The 15,292-nt window shown below is 65.4% G+C and carries 15 protein-coding genes; 7 read left to right on the top strand and 8 right to left on the bottom strand.

Annotated features, from left to right (window positions below; genetic code table 11):
• The first annotated feature begins 24 nt into the window (after window positions 1-24).
• The 3 genes from BPHY_RS32315 to BPHY_RS32325 are packed head-to-tail and all read left to right on the top strand — an operon-like array spanning window position 25 to window position 4,104.
• The gene (locus BPHY_RS32315; RefSeq protein WP_012405679.1) at window positions 25-2,130 is read left to right on the top strand and encodes a sigma-54-dependent Fis family transcriptional regulator; all 2,106 of its coding nucleotides are present in this window, start codon (window positions 25-27) and stop codon (window positions 2,128-2,130) included.
• A 7-nt stretch (window positions 2,131-2,137) separates the two neighbouring features.
• Window positions 2,138-2,737: a flavoprotein gene (locus BPHY_RS32320; RefSeq protein ID WP_041766176.1), complete on the top strand. Its 600-nt coding sequence runs from the start codon at window positions 2,138-2,140 to the stop codon at window positions 2,735-2,737.
• On the top strand, window positions 2,716-4,104 hold the full coding sequence (locus tag BPHY_RS32325; RefSeq protein WP_012405681.1) for a DUF6513 domain-containing protein: 1,389 nt from the start codon (window positions 2,716-2,718) through the stop codon (window positions 4,102-4,104). The genes BPHY_RS32320 and BPHY_RS32325 overlap by 22 nt, the downstream gene beginning before the upstream one ends.
• A 161-nt stretch (window positions 4,105-4,265) precedes the next feature.
• Here the strand turns inward: BPHY_RS32325 and BPHY_RS32330 are convergent, their stop codons facing one another.
• The 5 genes from BPHY_RS32330 to BPHY_RS32350 are packed head-to-tail and all read right to left on the bottom strand — an operon-like array spanning window position 4,266 to window position 9,280.
• Window positions 4,266-5,138 carry a phosphoribulokinase gene (locus tag BPHY_RS32330; RefSeq protein ID WP_012405682.1) on the bottom strand — a complete coding sequence of 291 codons (873 nt, stop codon included), beginning with the start codon at window positions 5,136-5,138 and terminating at the stop codon, window positions 4,266-4,268.
• A 37-nt stretch (window positions 5,139-5,175) separates the two neighbouring features.
• Window positions 5,176-6,279 (bottom strand): class 1 fructose-bisphosphatase, encoded by a 1,104-nt coding sequence (locus BPHY_RS32335; RefSeq protein ID WP_012405683.1) that lies wholly within the window; start codon window positions 6,277-6,279, stop codon window positions 5,176-5,178.
• Between the two features lie 9 nt (window positions 6,280-6,288).
• On the bottom strand, window positions 6,289-7,278 hold the full coding sequence (gene cbbX / locus BPHY_RS32340) for a CbbX protein (RefSeq protein ID WP_012405684.1): 990 nt from the start codon (window positions 7,276-7,278) through the stop codon (window positions 6,289-6,291).
• On the bottom strand, window positions 7,275-7,736 hold the full coding sequence (locus BPHY_RS32345) for a ribulose bisphosphate carboxylase small subunit (RefSeq protein WP_012405685.1): 462 nt from the start codon (window positions 7,734-7,736) through the stop codon (window positions 7,275-7,277). Before BPHY_RS32345 ends, cbbX begins: the two co-directional genes overlap by 4 nt.
• A 38-nt stretch (window positions 7,737-7,774) precedes the next feature.
• Window positions 7,775-9,280 (bottom strand): form I ribulose bisphosphate carboxylase large subunit, encoded by a 1,506-nt coding sequence (locus BPHY_RS32350; RefSeq protein WP_012405686.1) that lies wholly within the window; start codon window positions 9,278-9,280, stop codon window positions 7,775-7,777.
• A 398-nt stretch (window positions 9,281-9,678) separates the two neighbouring features.
• On the opposite strand from BPHY_RS32350, the gene pqqA reads away from it, so the two are divergent.
• From pqqA to BPHY_RS32360, 3 genes are all read left to right on the top strand, one after another.
• Window positions 9,679-9,753, top strand: a complete 75-nt coding sequence (gene pqqA / locus BPHY_RS40270) for a pyrroloquinoline quinone precursor peptide PqqA (protein ID WP_007576927.1) — start codon at window positions 9,679-9,681, stop codon at window positions 9,751-9,753.
• 253 nt (window positions 9,754-10,006) lie between these two features.
• Window positions 10,007-10,612: a DUF447 domain-containing protein gene (locus tag BPHY_RS32355; RefSeq protein ID WP_012405687.1), complete on the top strand. Its 606-nt coding sequence runs from the start codon at window positions 10,007-10,009 to the stop codon at window positions 10,610-10,612.
• 24 nt (window positions 10,613-10,636) lie between these two features.
• On the top strand, window positions 10,637-11,335 hold the full coding sequence (locus BPHY_RS32360; RefSeq protein ID WP_012405688.1) for a (5-formylfuran-3-yl)methyl phosphate synthase: 699 nt from the start codon (window positions 10,637-10,639) through the stop codon (window positions 11,333-11,335).
• 33 nt (window positions 11,336-11,368) lie between these two features.
• Here BPHY_RS32360 and BPHY_RS32365 read toward each other — a convergent pair whose 3' ends face one another.
• The 3 genes from BPHY_RS32365 to BPHY_RS32375 all read right to left on the bottom strand — a co-directional run bounded on the left by BPHY_RS32365 (window position 11,369) and on the right by BPHY_RS32375 (window position 14,276).
• Complete coding sequence (locus tag BPHY_RS32365; protein WP_012405689.1) at window positions 11,369-11,959, bottom strand: amino acid kinase family protein; 591 nt, start codon at window positions 11,957-11,959, stop codon at window positions 11,369-11,371.
• Window positions 11,960-12,126: 167 nt separating this feature from the next.
• Complete coding sequence (locus BPHY_RS32370; RefSeq protein ID WP_012405690.1) at window positions 12,127-13,221, bottom strand: hydantoinase/oxoprolinase family protein; 1,095 nt, start codon at window positions 13,219-13,221, stop codon at window positions 12,127-12,129.
• The gene (locus BPHY_RS32375; protein WP_012405691.1) at window positions 13,203-14,276 is read right to left on the bottom strand and encodes an ATP-grasp domain-containing protein; all 1,074 of its coding nucleotides are present in this window, start codon (window positions 14,274-14,276) and stop codon (window positions 13,203-13,205) included. Before BPHY_RS32375 ends, BPHY_RS32370 begins: the two co-directional genes overlap by 19 nt.
• Window positions 14,277-14,292: 16 nt before the next feature.
• Here BPHY_RS32375 and BPHY_RS32380 point away from each other — a divergent pair, with 16 nt between their 5' ends.
• Window positions 14,293-15,087: a HisA/HisF-related TIM barrel protein gene (locus tag BPHY_RS32380; protein WP_012405692.1), complete on the top strand. Its 795-nt coding sequence runs from the start codon at window positions 14,293-14,295 to the stop codon at window positions 15,085-15,087.
• The last annotated feature ends 205 nt before the right edge of the window (window positions 15,088-15,292 follow it).

Below are 15,292 nucleotides of genomic sequence, written 5' to 3' on the forward strand. Positions count from 1 at the left end.
CCCAGCGCATCGGAGACGCCCCTAATGTCATCGCTCGTTGACATCAATTCGCACGTCCGGGATGTTCTGAATATCGTCAACAACCAGCCTGCCACCTGCTCGATGAGCCATTCCGTCGCGCAATCGTGGACGCGCTGTCTCGTCGATTTCGGACTGGACCCCGGACGTTTCGTGATGCCACCCGTGCTCACGCAGCAGGAGCTGAACACGCACCGCGAGGCCGCGGGCGATCTGATCGCCTGCTCGAAGCTGGAAATGACCACGCTGTACCAGCAGCTCGCCGACCCCGAACTCGCCGTGATTCTCGTCGATGCGAACGGCGTAATCGTGCATCAGGTGTCGTCGGTGCCGTTCGGCGAGGCCGTGGCAGCCGACGGCCTGCGCGTCGGCGCAGTGTGGAGCGAGCGCGAGGCGGGCACGAACGGCATGGGCACGTGCCTGACGGAGCGCGAATGTCTCGCCATCTATCAGCACGAACATTTCTATCCGCGCTACACGTCGCTCACCTGCTCGGCTGCACCGATTTTCGACGAACGCGGCACGATAGTCGGCGTGCTCGACGTGACGAGCCGCTCGAAGATGCTGCAACAGCATTCGCTCGTGCTGGTCGGCATGTCGCGGCAGATGATCGAGAACCGGCTGATCGATTCGCGCTACCGGCGCGCGAACACCGTCCACTTTCACAGCCGGCCGGAATTCGTCGGCACGCTGCATGCCGGCAAGCTGGCCGTCGACGACGACGGCGTCGTGCTGGCCGCGAATCGCAGCGCGCTGTTCCAGCTCGATCTGCGCTCCCCCGACCAGCTGTGCGGCAAGCGAATCGAAGAAGCGTTCAGCGCAACGCTCGAAGACATGATTGCGCGCAGCATCCGCGGCTCGTTCCATCCCATCACCGTCTATAGCGCGCACGCCAACAACCGTTTCTTCGTGATCGCACAAACGCCGCGCGATGCGGAGTCGTTCGGCGCCGCGAGCCACGCGCTACCCAGTGCGCGTGGACCGTGGAGCGACGTCTCGATCAATCGCAATGCGCGCGCGAAAACGCCGCGCGAAGCAAAACCCGCTGCCGCGGGCCTCGACAAGCTCTCGCACCTGGAGTTCGGCGATCCGCGCATGGCCGCGCAAAGCCAGCTGGCCGCGCGCGTGATTCAGCGCAAGATCCCTATCATCCTGCGAGGCCAGACGGGCACGGGCAAGGAAGTCTTCGCCAACGCGCTGCACAGCATCAGCCCCAACGCGGCGGGTGCTTTCGTCGCGGTGAATTGCGCGTCGCTGCCCGAGACGCTGATCGAAAGCGAGCTGTTCGGCTACCGCGCGGGCGCGTTCACGGGCGCGCAGCGCGAGGGCCGGCGCGGCAAGATCGTGCAGGCGAACAACGGCACGCTGTTCCTCGATGAAATCGGCGACATGCCGATGGCCTTGCAGGCGCGGCTGCTGCGCGTGCTGGAGGAGCACGAGGTCACGCCGCTCGGTGCCGAAACCACGATCAAGGTCGACTTTCAACTGATCAGCGCGAGCCATCGCAATCTGCTCGATCTGGTGCAGCGCGGCCTGTTCCGCGAAGACCTGTACTACCGGCTGAACGGCATCGAAATCAATCTGCCGCCGCTGTGCGAGCGCGCCGATCTGCTGCCGCTGGTGCAGCACATCCTCGAAAGCGAATCGGACGATCCCCCCGAACTGAGCGCCGAAGCCCGCCAGGCGCTAGCGAGCTACGCGTGGCCCGGCAATATCCGGCAATTGCGGCACGTGCTGCAAATGGCAATCGCGCTGTGCGACGGGCCGGAAATCCGCTGCGCGCATCTGCCCGCCGAAATCGTCGACGATGCACGCGGTACGAACCCGCGCGCTTCGTCTGCGGGACAGTTTGCGCAGCCTGCGCGCGCGGCCGTCGCACCGCCGTTCGACGATGACACCGACCTGTCGGCGCTCAACGCGATCCAGCTCAAGGAACGCGAAACCGTCCTCGCGATGCTCGATGAACACCGCTGGAATGTCAGCAACGTCGCGAAGACACTCGGCATCAGCCGCAACACCTTGTACCGGAAGATGCACAGACTGCACATCCGGCTCTCGCACGATGGGGCGCAAGCTTCGGCTGACGACGCAGCGAGCATGAATGGCCGATGAGTCACGCATGAGCGCGCCGTCGCCCGTCCGACGTCCTGGCGTGTTTCGCCACGACGCGCGCTTAGCGTGGTGCGTCACGGGCTCGGGCCATATGCTGGAGGAGTCGATCGACCTCGCGCTCGCACTGCCGGGCGTCGATCTGTTTCTGTCCGCCGCCGGCGAGGAAGTGCTGCCGCTGTACGGCTGGACCGTGCCCAAGCTGCGTGAGCGCTTTCGCGTGGTGCGCGACAACAGCGCGAGCAGCGTCCCTGTCGGCATGCTGTACGAGGGCATTTATCACACCGTCGTGATCGCACCCGCCACCAGCAACACCGTCGCCAAATGCGCCTTGGGCATCTCCGACACGCTGCCGACCAATCTCTACGCGCAAGCGGGCAAGCAATGCGTGCCCGGCATCGTTTTCGCGTGCGACACCGAGCCGAGTGTGATCACGCAAAGCCCGCACGAATGGGTCGAAGTGCGCCCGCGTGCGATCGAACTGGAAAACGTCGAACGCCTGGCGCGCATCGAACATACGACCGTCGTGCGATCTCTCGACGAATTGCGCGTGGCATTGAGCGAACGGCTATCGAACCTCGGGCTCGCATGGAACATATCGTCTTCCTGACCGGCAGGCTCGCCGAAAAAAGTGTCGCGCAGGTGCTGGAAGGCATGACGAATGTGCCGTTCACGTGGGAAGTGCGCGAAATCGGCCTGCAGGTCGCCGCGTTGATGACGGCCGACATGATCCGCCGGCGCGTCGCGTTGCCGCTGCGCGCGGACCGGATGATCGTCCCGGGCCGCTGCCGCGGCGATCTTGCGGCGCTGAGCGAGCATTTCGGCGTGCCCGTCGAGCGCGGTCCGGAAGAAGTGAAAGACCTGCCGCTGCACTTCGGGCAAGCGGCACGCAGGTTCGACCTGTCGCGCTACACGACGGAGATTTTCGCGGAGATCGTCGATGCGCCGAGGCTGGAGCTCGACGCCATCGCCGCGCGCGCGCAGCACTACGCGGATCAGGGCGCGGATGTGATCGACGTCGGCTGTCTGCCCGACACGCCGTTCCCGCATCTCGAAGACGCGGTGCGCATGCTGAAGGCGGGCGGCTATCGCGTGAGCGTCGATTCGATGGTCGCCGACGAACTGCTGCGCGGCGGACGTGCGGGCGCCGATTATCTGATGAGCCTGAACGTCGATACACTGTGGATCGCCGACGAAGTGCCCGCGACACCCATCGTCGTTGCACGCGAGCCGCGCGATACGGCCTCGCTGCATCAGGCAATCGACACGCTCGCGGCGCGCGGCAAGCCCTTTCTCGCCGATCCGATTCTCGATCCGATTCCGTTCGGCTTCGCCGCTTCAATTGCACGCTATGTCGCGTTGCGCGAGCGCTATCCCGACATTGCGATCATGCTCGGCGTCGGCAATCTGACGGAGTTGACGGAAGCCGACACCAGCGGCATCAATGCAGTGCTGCTCGGCATCGCGGCCGAGTTGCGCGTGTCGGCGGTACTGACGACGTCCGTCAGCCTGCATGCGCGGCGCGCGGTGCGCGAGGCGGATGTTGCGCGGCGCATCATGCACGCCGCGCACGATGCGCAGGTGCTGCCCAAGGGCATCGATCCCGCGCTCTGCGCGCTGCATGCGAAGCGCCCCTTTCCGTACGATGCCGACGAAATCGCCGCACTGGCCGCGCAGGTGCGCGATCCGAATTTTCGGGTACAGGTCACAACGGATGGCATTCACGTGTACAACCGCGACACGCACGTCGTCGAAAGCGATCCGTTCACGCTCTATCCGCACCTGAACCTCGAACACGACGGCGGCCACGCGTTCTACATGGGCGTGCAGACAGCGCGCGCGGAGATCGCGTGGCAACTCGGCAAGCGCTTCGACCAGGACCAGGCGCTCGACTGGGGCTGCCAGGTCGACCGGCCGAAAGAAGATCTCGGCGTGTGGTGCGCGCCCGGTCCGACGAAGAAAAAGAGCGCTTCGTGATCGCCGTCGGCAGCCTCGACGACAACCTGTCAGCCGTTTTCCGGCTTGCGGCAGCGTGCTGTCAAAAAAGAAGCTGACGGCCCCGCGCGGGGTACGGTCTACAGGCCGTCAGCCAACACACGACTGAGACGCACGACAACACGCCCCCGCCAGCGTCACGTTCACGCCCGCGCCTTACGGTCGCGCAATTGCAGAATCATCGGCGTGAATATCAGTTGCATCGCGAGCCCCATTTTGCCGCCCGGCACCACGATCACGTTCGGCCGCGACATGAACGAATCGTGCAGCATCGTCAGCAGATACGGAAAGTCGATGCCCTTCGGTTTCGAAAAGCGGATCACGACAAAGCTTTCGTCCGGTTGCGGTATCTCGCGCGCCGTGAACGGATTTGACGTGTCGACCGTCGGCACCCGCTGAAAATTCACGTGCGTGCGCGAGAACTGCGGACAGATGTAGTTCACGTAATCGGGCATGCGCCGCAAGATCGTATCGACCACGGCCTCGTGCGAATAGCCGCGCAGCGTCTGGTCACGATGCAGCTTTTGGATCCACTCCAGATTGATGATCGGCACGACGCCGACGAGCAGATCCGCATGCTGTGCGATGTCGACCTTGCTGGTCACGGCCGCACCATGCAGCCCTTCATAGAACATCATGTCCGTGCCCGCCGGGATCTCCTCCCACGGCGTGAACGTCCCGGGGTCCTGCTTGTACGCGACGGCGTCCGCTTCGTCGTGCACGTAGCGGCGAAACTGCCCGCCGCCCGAGGTGCCATATGTCGCGAACAGCTGCTCCAGCTCGTCGAGCAGATTCGCGTCAGGCCCGAAGTGGCTGAAATTGCGCACGCCGTCGCGTTCGCTTTGCCGCAGCGCCTCGCGCATGCCGAGCCGGTCGTAACGGTGGAACGCATCGCCTTCGATGATCTGCGCATTGATCTTCTCCCTGCGAAAGATGTGGGCGAAGCTCCTCATGACGGTGGTCGTGCCCGCGCCGCTCGACCCCGTCACAGCAACAATCGGATGTCTGACTGACATGCGCCGTCTCCCATGTGTTTCGGCTCAAGGCAGCCCGTCAGAGCGACGTTTCCGGAAGGAACAGCGAGCGCTCACGAAAAAGCGGCGACGTGAAAGGCGCATCGATGCCCAGATCGTGCTCTCGATGATAGCGGCCGATGCGCGTCACCTCGCTCGCCGAGCCGAGAATCAGCGGCATGCGTTCGTGGAAAGTGCGCGGCGCAGCGTCGAGCACGCGCTCTCGGCCCGTCGTTGCCATCCCGCCCGCCTGTTCGACGAGAAAGCCGAGCGGACTCGCGTCGTACACGGCGGACAGGCGCCCGCGCATCGCGGAACGCGTGCGGTAGTCGCGCGGCATCAGGAACAGGCCGCCGCGCATCAGGATGCGATGCACCTCCGCGACGAGCGCATCGCTCCAGCGCAGGCTGAAATCGCGCTCGCGGCAGCCCGCGCGGCCGTCGCGGCATTCGTGCACATAGCGGCGCACGGGCGGCTCCCAGAAGCGCTCGTTGGACGCGTCGACGGCAATCTCGCCCGTTTCGGCGGGAATGCGGATTGACGGATGCGTAAGCATGAACTCGTCCGTCTGCCCGTCGAGGGTGAACCCGTGCGTCCCTTCGCCGAGCGTGACGATGAGCATCGTCGCGGGGCCGTAGATCGTGTAGCCAGCTGCCGCCTGCTCGCGTCCGGGTTGCAGGAACGGCGCGCCGTAGGGTTCGTCATACGGCTCGCAGTCGAGTTCGCCATACGCTTGCGCGCATGTATCGGCAGCGCCGTCCGCATCGCTGCCCTGCGACTGCACGCGCATGACCGAAAAGATCGATCCCGCCGTACCGTTGATGTCCGCGTTCCACGGGCAGTTCAGCGGATCGAATGCGAGCTGGTACTCGGGCTTCCCGGCATCGTCCGCGCCGCGGTTGCGGGCGGCCGTTTCGGCCAGCTTGCGGCGGCGCGTCGCATACGCGAGCACCGCACCGCCCGCCACGGAATCGGCGTGCGCGCTGTCGCCCAGCGTGCCGCGCGCGAGCGCCGACGCGATCGTCTTCACGGAAGCGGCGACTTCGTGCAGCACCGCCTGCAACGCAGTGGGCGGCCGCGTCGTCATCAGATGATCCGCGTCGCCCGCGAGAAACCTCGTCAAAGTCACGTTAGCGTGGCGCATGATGCTCTCCTACGAAGTGGGGAATTCTGTCGCGGCGCCCGCCCCGGTTCCTGCGCTGCCTGATCCGGAGAACACGCTGCTCGCGCGGATATCGGCGGCGCTCAGCAGCGTCAGCGCGGCGGGATCGGCGCTCGCGCCGCCGCCCAGCGCATCCGCGAACAGCCGATTGGCCTGACGCAGGCGCGCGCGGTCGAGCGCGTTGCGCACCGAGCGCGCGTTCGCGAAATTCGGCTGACGCAGCCGCCGCGCGAGGTAGTCCTCGAATGCGCGGCGCGCGTCGGCGTCGAACCGGTAATGCATCGTGTCGAGCATGCGTTCCGCGATGAACAGCAACTCATCCGCGGCGTAGTCGGGAAACGAGAGGTGGTGTGCGATCCGCGAGCGGAAGCCCGGATTGCTGCGAAAGAACATCTCCATTTTCGACGCGTAGCCAGCCAGTATCACGACGAGATCGTCGCGCTGGTTTTCCATCGTCTGCAGCAGGATTTCAATCGATTCCTGACCGTAATCGCGTTCGTTCTCGGGGCGATAGAGGTAATACGCTTCGTCGATGAACAGCACGCCGCCCATCGCGCGCTTGAGCACTTCACGCGTTTTCGGCGCCGTGTGGCCGATGTACTGCCCGACGAGATCGTCGCGCGTCACCGACACGAGATGGTTACGGCGGATATAGCCGAGCCGGAACAGCACGTCCGCCATGCGCAGCGCGACTGTCGTCTTGCCCGTGCCGGGGTTGCCGCTGAAGCACATGTGCAGCGTCGGCGCGCCGCTTCCGAGGCCGAGCGCTTCACGCGCCCGTCCGACGAGCAGTTGCGCAGCGATTTCACGGATGCGCATCTTCACGGGCACAAGCCCGACGAGATCACGGTCGAGCTCGTCGAGCACGCCTGCAATGCCCGACTCGCGATACAGCGCGAGCAGATCGACCTGCTGCGGCGTGTCGTTCGCCCGCTGTCGCGTGTGTGTCTGCTGCAACGGCTCCGTGATCACGGCATTCATGACGCTGTCTCCCTGTTCGTGTTCTGTTCTACGCAGCTTTTGCCCTTTACCGCCGCCTGGCGCGGCGCGGCGTGCACCGTCGTCAGCGAATAACGCTGCACGCGCGAGCGATCGTCCTGACGGCCCAGCACGAGCTTCGGTTCCACATCGGGCCGGTTCACGATGAACGAGAGCCGCATCGTTTCGAAGCCACGCACGGAGTCGAACGCGTTCACCTTCACGTAATGTTGCGGATACGCTTCGCGACAGCGTGCCACTTCCATCATTACGCCCGCTGCGTCGCGCAGATCGAACATCGGCAGTCCCCACATTTCCCAGTACGTGTTGCGCGGATGCGGGTCGTCGGTGAATTCGACCGAGCATGCCCAGCCCTGATCGAGTGCGTACTGGATCTGCAGACCGATTTCGTCGTCGGTCAACTCGGGCAAGAAGGAAAACGTTCCCTGAGTGATGCGCATGGCGGGCTCCCCAATCTTTGTGAATGACGTTCGATAGTTCACGCCACGCTCGGCGTGACGGCGAAATCGGGCGAATCGGTCGGCGTGTAGTTGAACGTGACGTCGCCCCATGTATCGAGCGCCTGCTTGAGCGGCGTGCAATGACGCGCCGCCGCTTCGAGCAGATCGGAGCCTTCGTTCGCGATGTCGCGGCCTTCGTTGCGCGCCTTGACCATCGTCTCGAGTGCGACGCGGTTCGCCGTCGCGCCCGCCTGGATGCCCGACGGATGCCCGATCGTGCCGCCGCCGAACTGCAGGATCGCGTCGTCGCCGAACAGGTCGAGCAGCTGATGCATCTGCCCCGCGTGAATGCCGCCCGACGCGACGGGCATCACCTTGCGCAAGCCTGCCCAATGCTGATCGAAGAAGATGCCGCGCGTCAGATCGACGGAGTTGTGCGATTCGCGCAGCACGTTGTAATAGCCCTGCACGGAGAGCGGGTCGCCGTCGAGCTTGCCAACGGCCGTACCCGCATGGGCATGATCGACGCCCGCCATGCGCAGCCATTTTGCGATCACCCGAAACGAGATGCCGTGATTGCGCTGCCGCGTGTACGTGCCGTGACCCGCGCGATGCAGATGCAGGATCATGTCGTTCTTGCGCGCCCAGCGTCCCATCGACGTGATCGCGGTCCAGCCGATCACGAGATCGATCATCACGATGCAGGAGCCCAGTTCTTTCGCGAATTCGGCGCGCTCGTACATGTCCTCCATCGTGCCCGCCGTCACGTTCAGGTAATGGCCCTTCACTTCACCTGTTTCGGCTTGCGCGCGATGCACCGCTTCCATCGCGAACAGATAGCGGTCGCGCCAGTGCATGAAGGGCTGCGAATTGATGTTTTCATCGTCCTTCAAAAAGTCGAGGCCGCCTTTGAGGCCTTCGTACACGACGCGCCCATAGTTCTTTCCCGACAGCCCGAGCTTCGGCTTGACGGTCGCACCGAGCAGCGGACGGCCATACTTGTCGAGCCGTTCGCGTTCGACGACGATGCCTGTCGGCGGGCCCTGGAACGTCTTCAGATACGCGACGGGAATGCGCATGTCTTCGAGCCGCAGCGCTTTGAGAGGCTTGAAGCCGAACACATTGCCGATGATGGAAGCCGTGAGATTCGCCACCGACCCTTCTTCGAAGAGGTCGAGTTCGTAGGCGATGAACGCGAAGTACTGCGGCTCGCCTTCGGCCGGATTCGGTACGGGCTCGACGCGAAACGCTTTCGCGCGATACATGTCGCACGCGGTAAGACGATCGGTCCAGACCACGGTCCACGTTGCCGTCGACGATTCGCCTGCGACGGCGGCCGCGGCCTCTTCCGGTTCGACCCCTGGCTGCGGCGTGATGCGGAAGAGCGCGATGACGTCGGTGTCTTTCGGCGTGTAGTCCGGCTGCCAGTAGCCCATCTCGCGATATTTCATCACGCCTGCCGCGTAGCGTGAGCGCTTTTCCGCCTTGGCGGCTGCGGTGGCGCTATCGGCCGGCTTCACGGCTTCCTTGCTGAAATCGTTCATCACGCTGCCTCGACATGGATCGCGGCGCCGTCAAGCGCGCACGCTGTTGGGTGGAAAGCGGCCTGAATGGAAAGCGCCCGCCCTGGAGGTCAATGTAGGTGGCGACGTGCGTGAAGTGAATTCACGATTTTTTTCAGCAGGCTTAAGCGATCCGTTAACACGCGTGCACATGATGCAAATTGCGTCCACAATGAGTGATCGGCTCGTGGAACACTTTGCTGCGGTTCCGCCACAGTAAGACGCGTAAGCTGGAACGTGACGCAGAAGGGACGCGTCTTTCGCGTATCGCCGGCGACTGGTATGACAGTTGCATGGGCAACGTGGGCCGAGCGCGGCGGGCGTGGCTTGTTTCTCGCCGCAAAGGGACCGCTATTTTTCACTCTCGAAGGAGGACGAATATGCAGTGGACTACCCCTGGTTACACCGATATGCGTTTCGGGTTTGAAATCACGATGTATATCGCCACGAGGTGATAGTCGCCGCTCGGCGGCGAGGGTGGTCGTCTTTCCCTTCCGCAGAGCGGCTTTTCTGATTCTTGCAGTACCGCACCGTGCTGGGCGGGCCTGGAATGATCGCTGGCATCCGCGGTTTCCGGTCGGTATGCATGCGTTGCCCCGCAGCGGCAACGCACGAAGCACGAAGGCAAATCGCGGATGCCAACGACACCGACAAACGGCACACCGCAGCGGCACAACCCAACCCCGTGTAACGGACAACCCGACGACGATGATTCACGAAACAATCGTCACCACGTCAAGCCCCGGCGGCACGCCGCATGTCGCCCCGATGGGCGTGCGCTTCGAACTGGGCCAGGCGATCCTTGCACCGTTCAGGCCGTCCAGGACCCTGGACAACATACTCGCGACACGAGCCGCCGTCATCAACTTCACGACCGACGTGCGCATATTCGCCGGCTGCGTAACGGGAGCCCAACGCGACTGGCCAACCTGCGCAGCAAGCAAGGTGGCGGGCGTGCGGCTCGCACAATCCCTCGCGCACAGCGAGTTGCATCTCGACCACATCACCGATCATCCGCAACGCCCCGTCCTGCACATGCGCTGCGTGCACACGGAAACCCATGCGCCGTTCGGCGGCTTCAATCGTGCGCAGGCAGCCGTCGTCGAAGGCGCGATCCTCGTGAGCCGGCTCTTCATGCTGCCCGCCGACAAAATCGATCGCGAAATGGCCTATCTGCAGATCGCCATCGACAAGACAGCAGGCCCCTACGAACGCGTCGCGTGGGACTGGATCACGCAAGCCGTCGACCATTTTCGCGCGACGGGCGAAGCTGTCGACAAGGCGCCCGGCCCCGACGCCACGCATACGTTCTGAACCCTTGCCGCTACCGGGAATCCAATGACCGCATTGCTCGCAAGCGTCCGTTCGGCTGAAGAAGCACTCGACGCAGCCGGCGCCGGCGCCGACCTGATCGACCTGAAAGAACCGCGCGAAGGCGCGCTGGGCGGCGTGTCGCTCGACAACATCTGGCGCATCGCGCGCACGCTGCGCTCGCGGCATCCCGTCAAACCCATCAGCGCAACCATCGGCGATCTGCCGCCCGATGCGATCGAGACCATCGCGGCACGCGCCACGGAAGTCGGCGAGACAGGCGTGGATTTCGTAAAAGTCGGCGTCGTGCCGGGCCCGCATGCGCGCGCATGCCTCACGCGCATCGCCGGCTTGCAGGCGGCCGTACTGCCCGTTCTGCTGTGCGACGACGGCGTCGACGCGGCACTCGTCGAGCACGCCGTATGGCTCAGATTCGTCGGCATCGTGTTCGACACGGCAGGCAAGACGGGACGCACGCTGTTCGACTGCATCGACGCTGCAACGCTCGCGCGCTACATCGCGATGATCCGCGCGTCGGGCGCGATGGCGTGCATCGCCGGTTCGCTCGGCTGGACGCAACTCGACGGCATCCGTGCGCTCGCGCCCGACGTCGCTGGCTTTCGCACCGCGCTATGCGAAAACGGCCGCATCTCACGGCTCGATCCGCGCCGCGTCGCGCAATGGGCGGACGCGCTGCATCACGCGGCGCCGGGCGCTGCAGCATGAATCCGCAACGACCTCCATGCGCCCCAACCGCCCTCACACGGCCGACGCATTCAACAACCTCTCGCGCACCAGCGCGACATCCGTCTTGCTGAACAGCTCCACTTCGTAGTTGGCCTCTTTCACGTAATGGACGAAGCGCTCGTCCACCACACCGCTCGACGCGAGCGTCACGAGCGGCACGTTCGCGCCGACAGGGCAAGACTTCACGACCATCAAACGCTCGGCGTTCAGCGAGGTCGACAGCCACGCGGCCAGGCTGTCGGACGTCGTGTCCCAGTTGGTCATCGAGTCGGGCGTGATGCGCATCAGACAGACGGGCATCCACACGGCGACCTTGCCCTTGCGCAACGCGCGCCGGATCAGGTCTTCGTTCGTCGCGAGCACGAGGTCGGGCAGCACGGCCTGCATCATCAGCGCGTACTGCGTCATCGCGAGCAGACACATGTTGTGGGCGGCCAGATCGTCGAATTGCCATTCCCGCTGATATGCCCGCACGCTGTCCGCAAAATCGCCGCCGCCCGGCACGATCACCACGCGTCCGCCGCCGACTTCCCACAACTGCGTGAGCCAGTCCCGCAGCGACGGGTCGTGACTCAGGCTTCCCCCGATCTTCACCACCCACATGTCGATTACCTCGCTTTCGTTCGACGACGCGGGCGTTCCGCGCCTGCTCCTGCGGCATCGTCGCGCATCGTGTGCGACGCCTGCCGCCATCGCGAGTCTGCATGGTCCACGGCGCGCACGCATCGAAGGTCCTGCGTCGCGCTCTGCCCTTTTCGCGGTCTGCCCGCTCAAGCCGCCCGCTGTGGGTGCCCCCTCCCCGCCATCAGCCATGCGACGGCCACGCTCGGCGCGCATGTGGCGATCCATTCGGCGGCATCGCGCGGCGCATTCGCCGCCGTCTGCACGAATGTGCCGAAATCGACGTAATCGCGCGCATGGGCCTCGGCCACGGCCGCCGCCAGAAACCTTCCGCAGCCCGCGCCCACGACGGGCGCGCCCGCCAGCGACGGATGCGCTTCCCACACCTGTTCGACGCTCGCGGCGATCGCGCGCAATTGCGCGTTGCGCCATGCGTGAGCGAACGCGCGCCATTCGTCTTCCGTCGCGTCGCGCGCATCGCGGCCGATCGTCCTAGCGAGCCGCGCACAGCTTGCCGCCACCGTCTTCGGCCCGTTGTCGGCGCTCGCCTGCTGGTCGTGCGGCGGCCACAGTTCGCCCGTCACGCGATAGATGTCGGCGCTCGTCGCGAACCATTCGTTCATCACGCTCGCCGTCTCCCCGCGAAACGCGATCCGATGCGCGATGCCGCATAACGGCGTGCGCACGACACCGTGATACGCGAGTTCGCCCGTCACGAGCCGCGACGCATCGCTGTCGCCACGCGCTGCGACACGCGCGTCGACAATGGGCACGATATCCGTGGTGGTGCTGCCGATATCGATCAGCACGCCATCGTGCCTATGAGCGGCCACTAGCTGCGCCGTCGCGAGCCAGTTTGCCGACGCCACCGCTCGCCATTGCTCGACGCCGTGCGCGGCATCGAGCCAGCCCGCTGCGCCCGCGAAAAACCTGGTATCGGCGCCGAGCCGTCCGGCAAGCGCGTCAACGAGCGCAAGCACCCCGTGCTCGCGGTCCGCGAACAGATCGACCATTTCGCCCGTCATCGTGACCGCGTGGCGCGAGCATGCATCGCAGGCATCGGGCCAGCGCGTGCACGCGGCGTCGATCGCGCGATGCAGATGCTCGAGTCCCTGCCACAACGGACACGCCCATTGCGCAACGTCCTCGACGACGCCCGCTGCATCGACCCGCGACACCTTCACATGCGCGCCGCCGACGTCCCAGCCGAAAACGGCAGCCGCGCTCATGATGCCGTTCCGCATGCCGGCAGCCTCCCGAGCGCGGCGCCGCCGCCGGCAGCGGCTTCATACGCTCGCGGCGAGACCTGCACGCCATGCGCCGCGAGCACGTCCGCGGCGAGATTGCGGCCGAGCCGTGCGGACAGGCCCGCATAGGCGACGGTCGCACGCGGATTCACTTCGATCACGACGGGACCACGCTCAGGGTTCCACACGACGTCGATGCCGACAAAGCCGCGCAAGCCGGGCAACGACGCCGAGACCTGTTGCGCAAGCGCATCGAGCGTGCGGCCCTGCGCGCTGCCCCGCGCGATCCCGTCGATCTCCACGCCCTCGAAGCCGACCACCCGGCCAGCATGACCCGTGACAGGCGCGGCCACTTCGATCCTCTGCCGGTTGATGCTGACGAGCGTCGCGTCGGCACCATCGCAGATCAGCGACAGACTCAGCGGCTCGCCGTCCACCCACGCCTGCAGCACGGTTTCGCGCCGCGCCGCGCAGCGCGCGGCATATTCCGCGCGTGCGGCGTCCGCATCGTCGAACACGAAGGTATCGAGACCGCCCGCACCGTCGTCCGGCTTGACGACCCAGCGCCGCTGCCGGTGCGCGTCGACGGCGGGGTCGATCTGCGCGGGTTCCAGCGCGGGCGTCGCGTCGATGCCGCGTGCGGCGAGCCGCGCCGCGGTTGCGCGCTTGCTCGATGCGAGCGCGATCGCTTCTTTCGTACAGCCGATCCAGCGCGCCGGGCCCACAGCATCGGCGAGATCGAGCATCAGGCCATCGCACTCGGGCGCGACGATCCACGCGTAGTCGTGCTCACGCGAAGCCCGCGAGACGAATTCCAGCATCGATTCGCCCGGTTTTGCGCGGTCATGCGGCACGTCGTGCGCGACCTTCTCGAAGCGAGAACTCGCAAAGCTCACGTGCACCCCGTCGAGCCGCCGCAGATCGCCGACGATCGCATCGCGCATCACGCGTCCTTCGACCACGAGCGCGCTCAGATCGGCGAGACTGCTGCTGCCCGCCAGTTGCGCGTCGATGCCGCCGCCAGTGAGATACTCATATACCCAGAGCTTCATCAAGGAATGTCTCCGCATGCAGGTGATCCCGGTTCTCGATCTGCTCGACGGTCACGCGGTGCGCGCCATACGCGGCGACCGCGCGAACTATCGGCCTATCCAGTCTTCGCTATGCACGACGAGCCAGCCGCTCGACGTCGCCCGCGCGCTGATTGCTACAACGGCGGCCTGCGCGCTGTACGTCGCCGACCTGGGCGCGATCATGTCAGGCAACGCCGACCCGTCGACGCTTGCTGCGCTTGCTACGTCATCAGATCGCTCACGACCGCTCGAAATCTGGCTCGACGCAGGCTTTGCCGATTTCCCATCGATGCTCGCGCATCTCGAACGCATCGCTTGCGCCCCCAACGCGGCGCCGAAGCAGGCGGCGCCGGAGCAAGCCGCGCCAGGCGCGCGCATCGTGCCCGTGTTCGGCTCCGAATCGCTGCGTTCGCTCGACGCATTGCGCGAAGCCGACGCAGCCGGCTACGCGCCCATCCTGTCGCTCGACCATCGCCACGGCCAGCTGATCGCCGCACCCGAACTCGCGGATGCGCTGCGCTCACCCGCATCGTGGCCGTCGCGCGTGATCGTGATGACGCTCGATCAGGTCGGCAGCGATGCCGGCCCCAATTGCGATACGTTTCACCATGTTCACGCGCAGGCGGGCCAGCGCATGACGATCGGTGCAGGCGGCATCCGGCATCGCGGCGATCTCGATGCGGCCGCACGCAGCGGCGCCCATGCGTGGCTCGTCGCATCGGCGCTCCATGACGGCAAACTTGAACCGGCAGCAGCAACGCGCGCCACGCGCTCGGACACGACGGCGTGATCCGCGAAACAATATCCATGCCACGCGATCCGCGTTGCAGCATCGGCGCGGCTTCTGCGCGCGCAGGGCGGCGCACTGTCCTCAAGTGACACACTGTTGCAGCGCGGAGCACAACCTGTGCTGCTGCCGCCTGTCGTGCGGCACGCTGACATCGACACACGCGATGTGTCCGCGCTCGGTACAACGCTGCATCTGACCGATTCTT

It is taken from the genome of Paraburkholderia phymatum STM815 (assembly GCF_000020045.1).
Lineage (GTDB): Bacteria > Pseudomonadota > Gammaproteobacteria > Burkholderiales > Burkholderiaceae > Paraburkholderia > Paraburkholderia phymatum.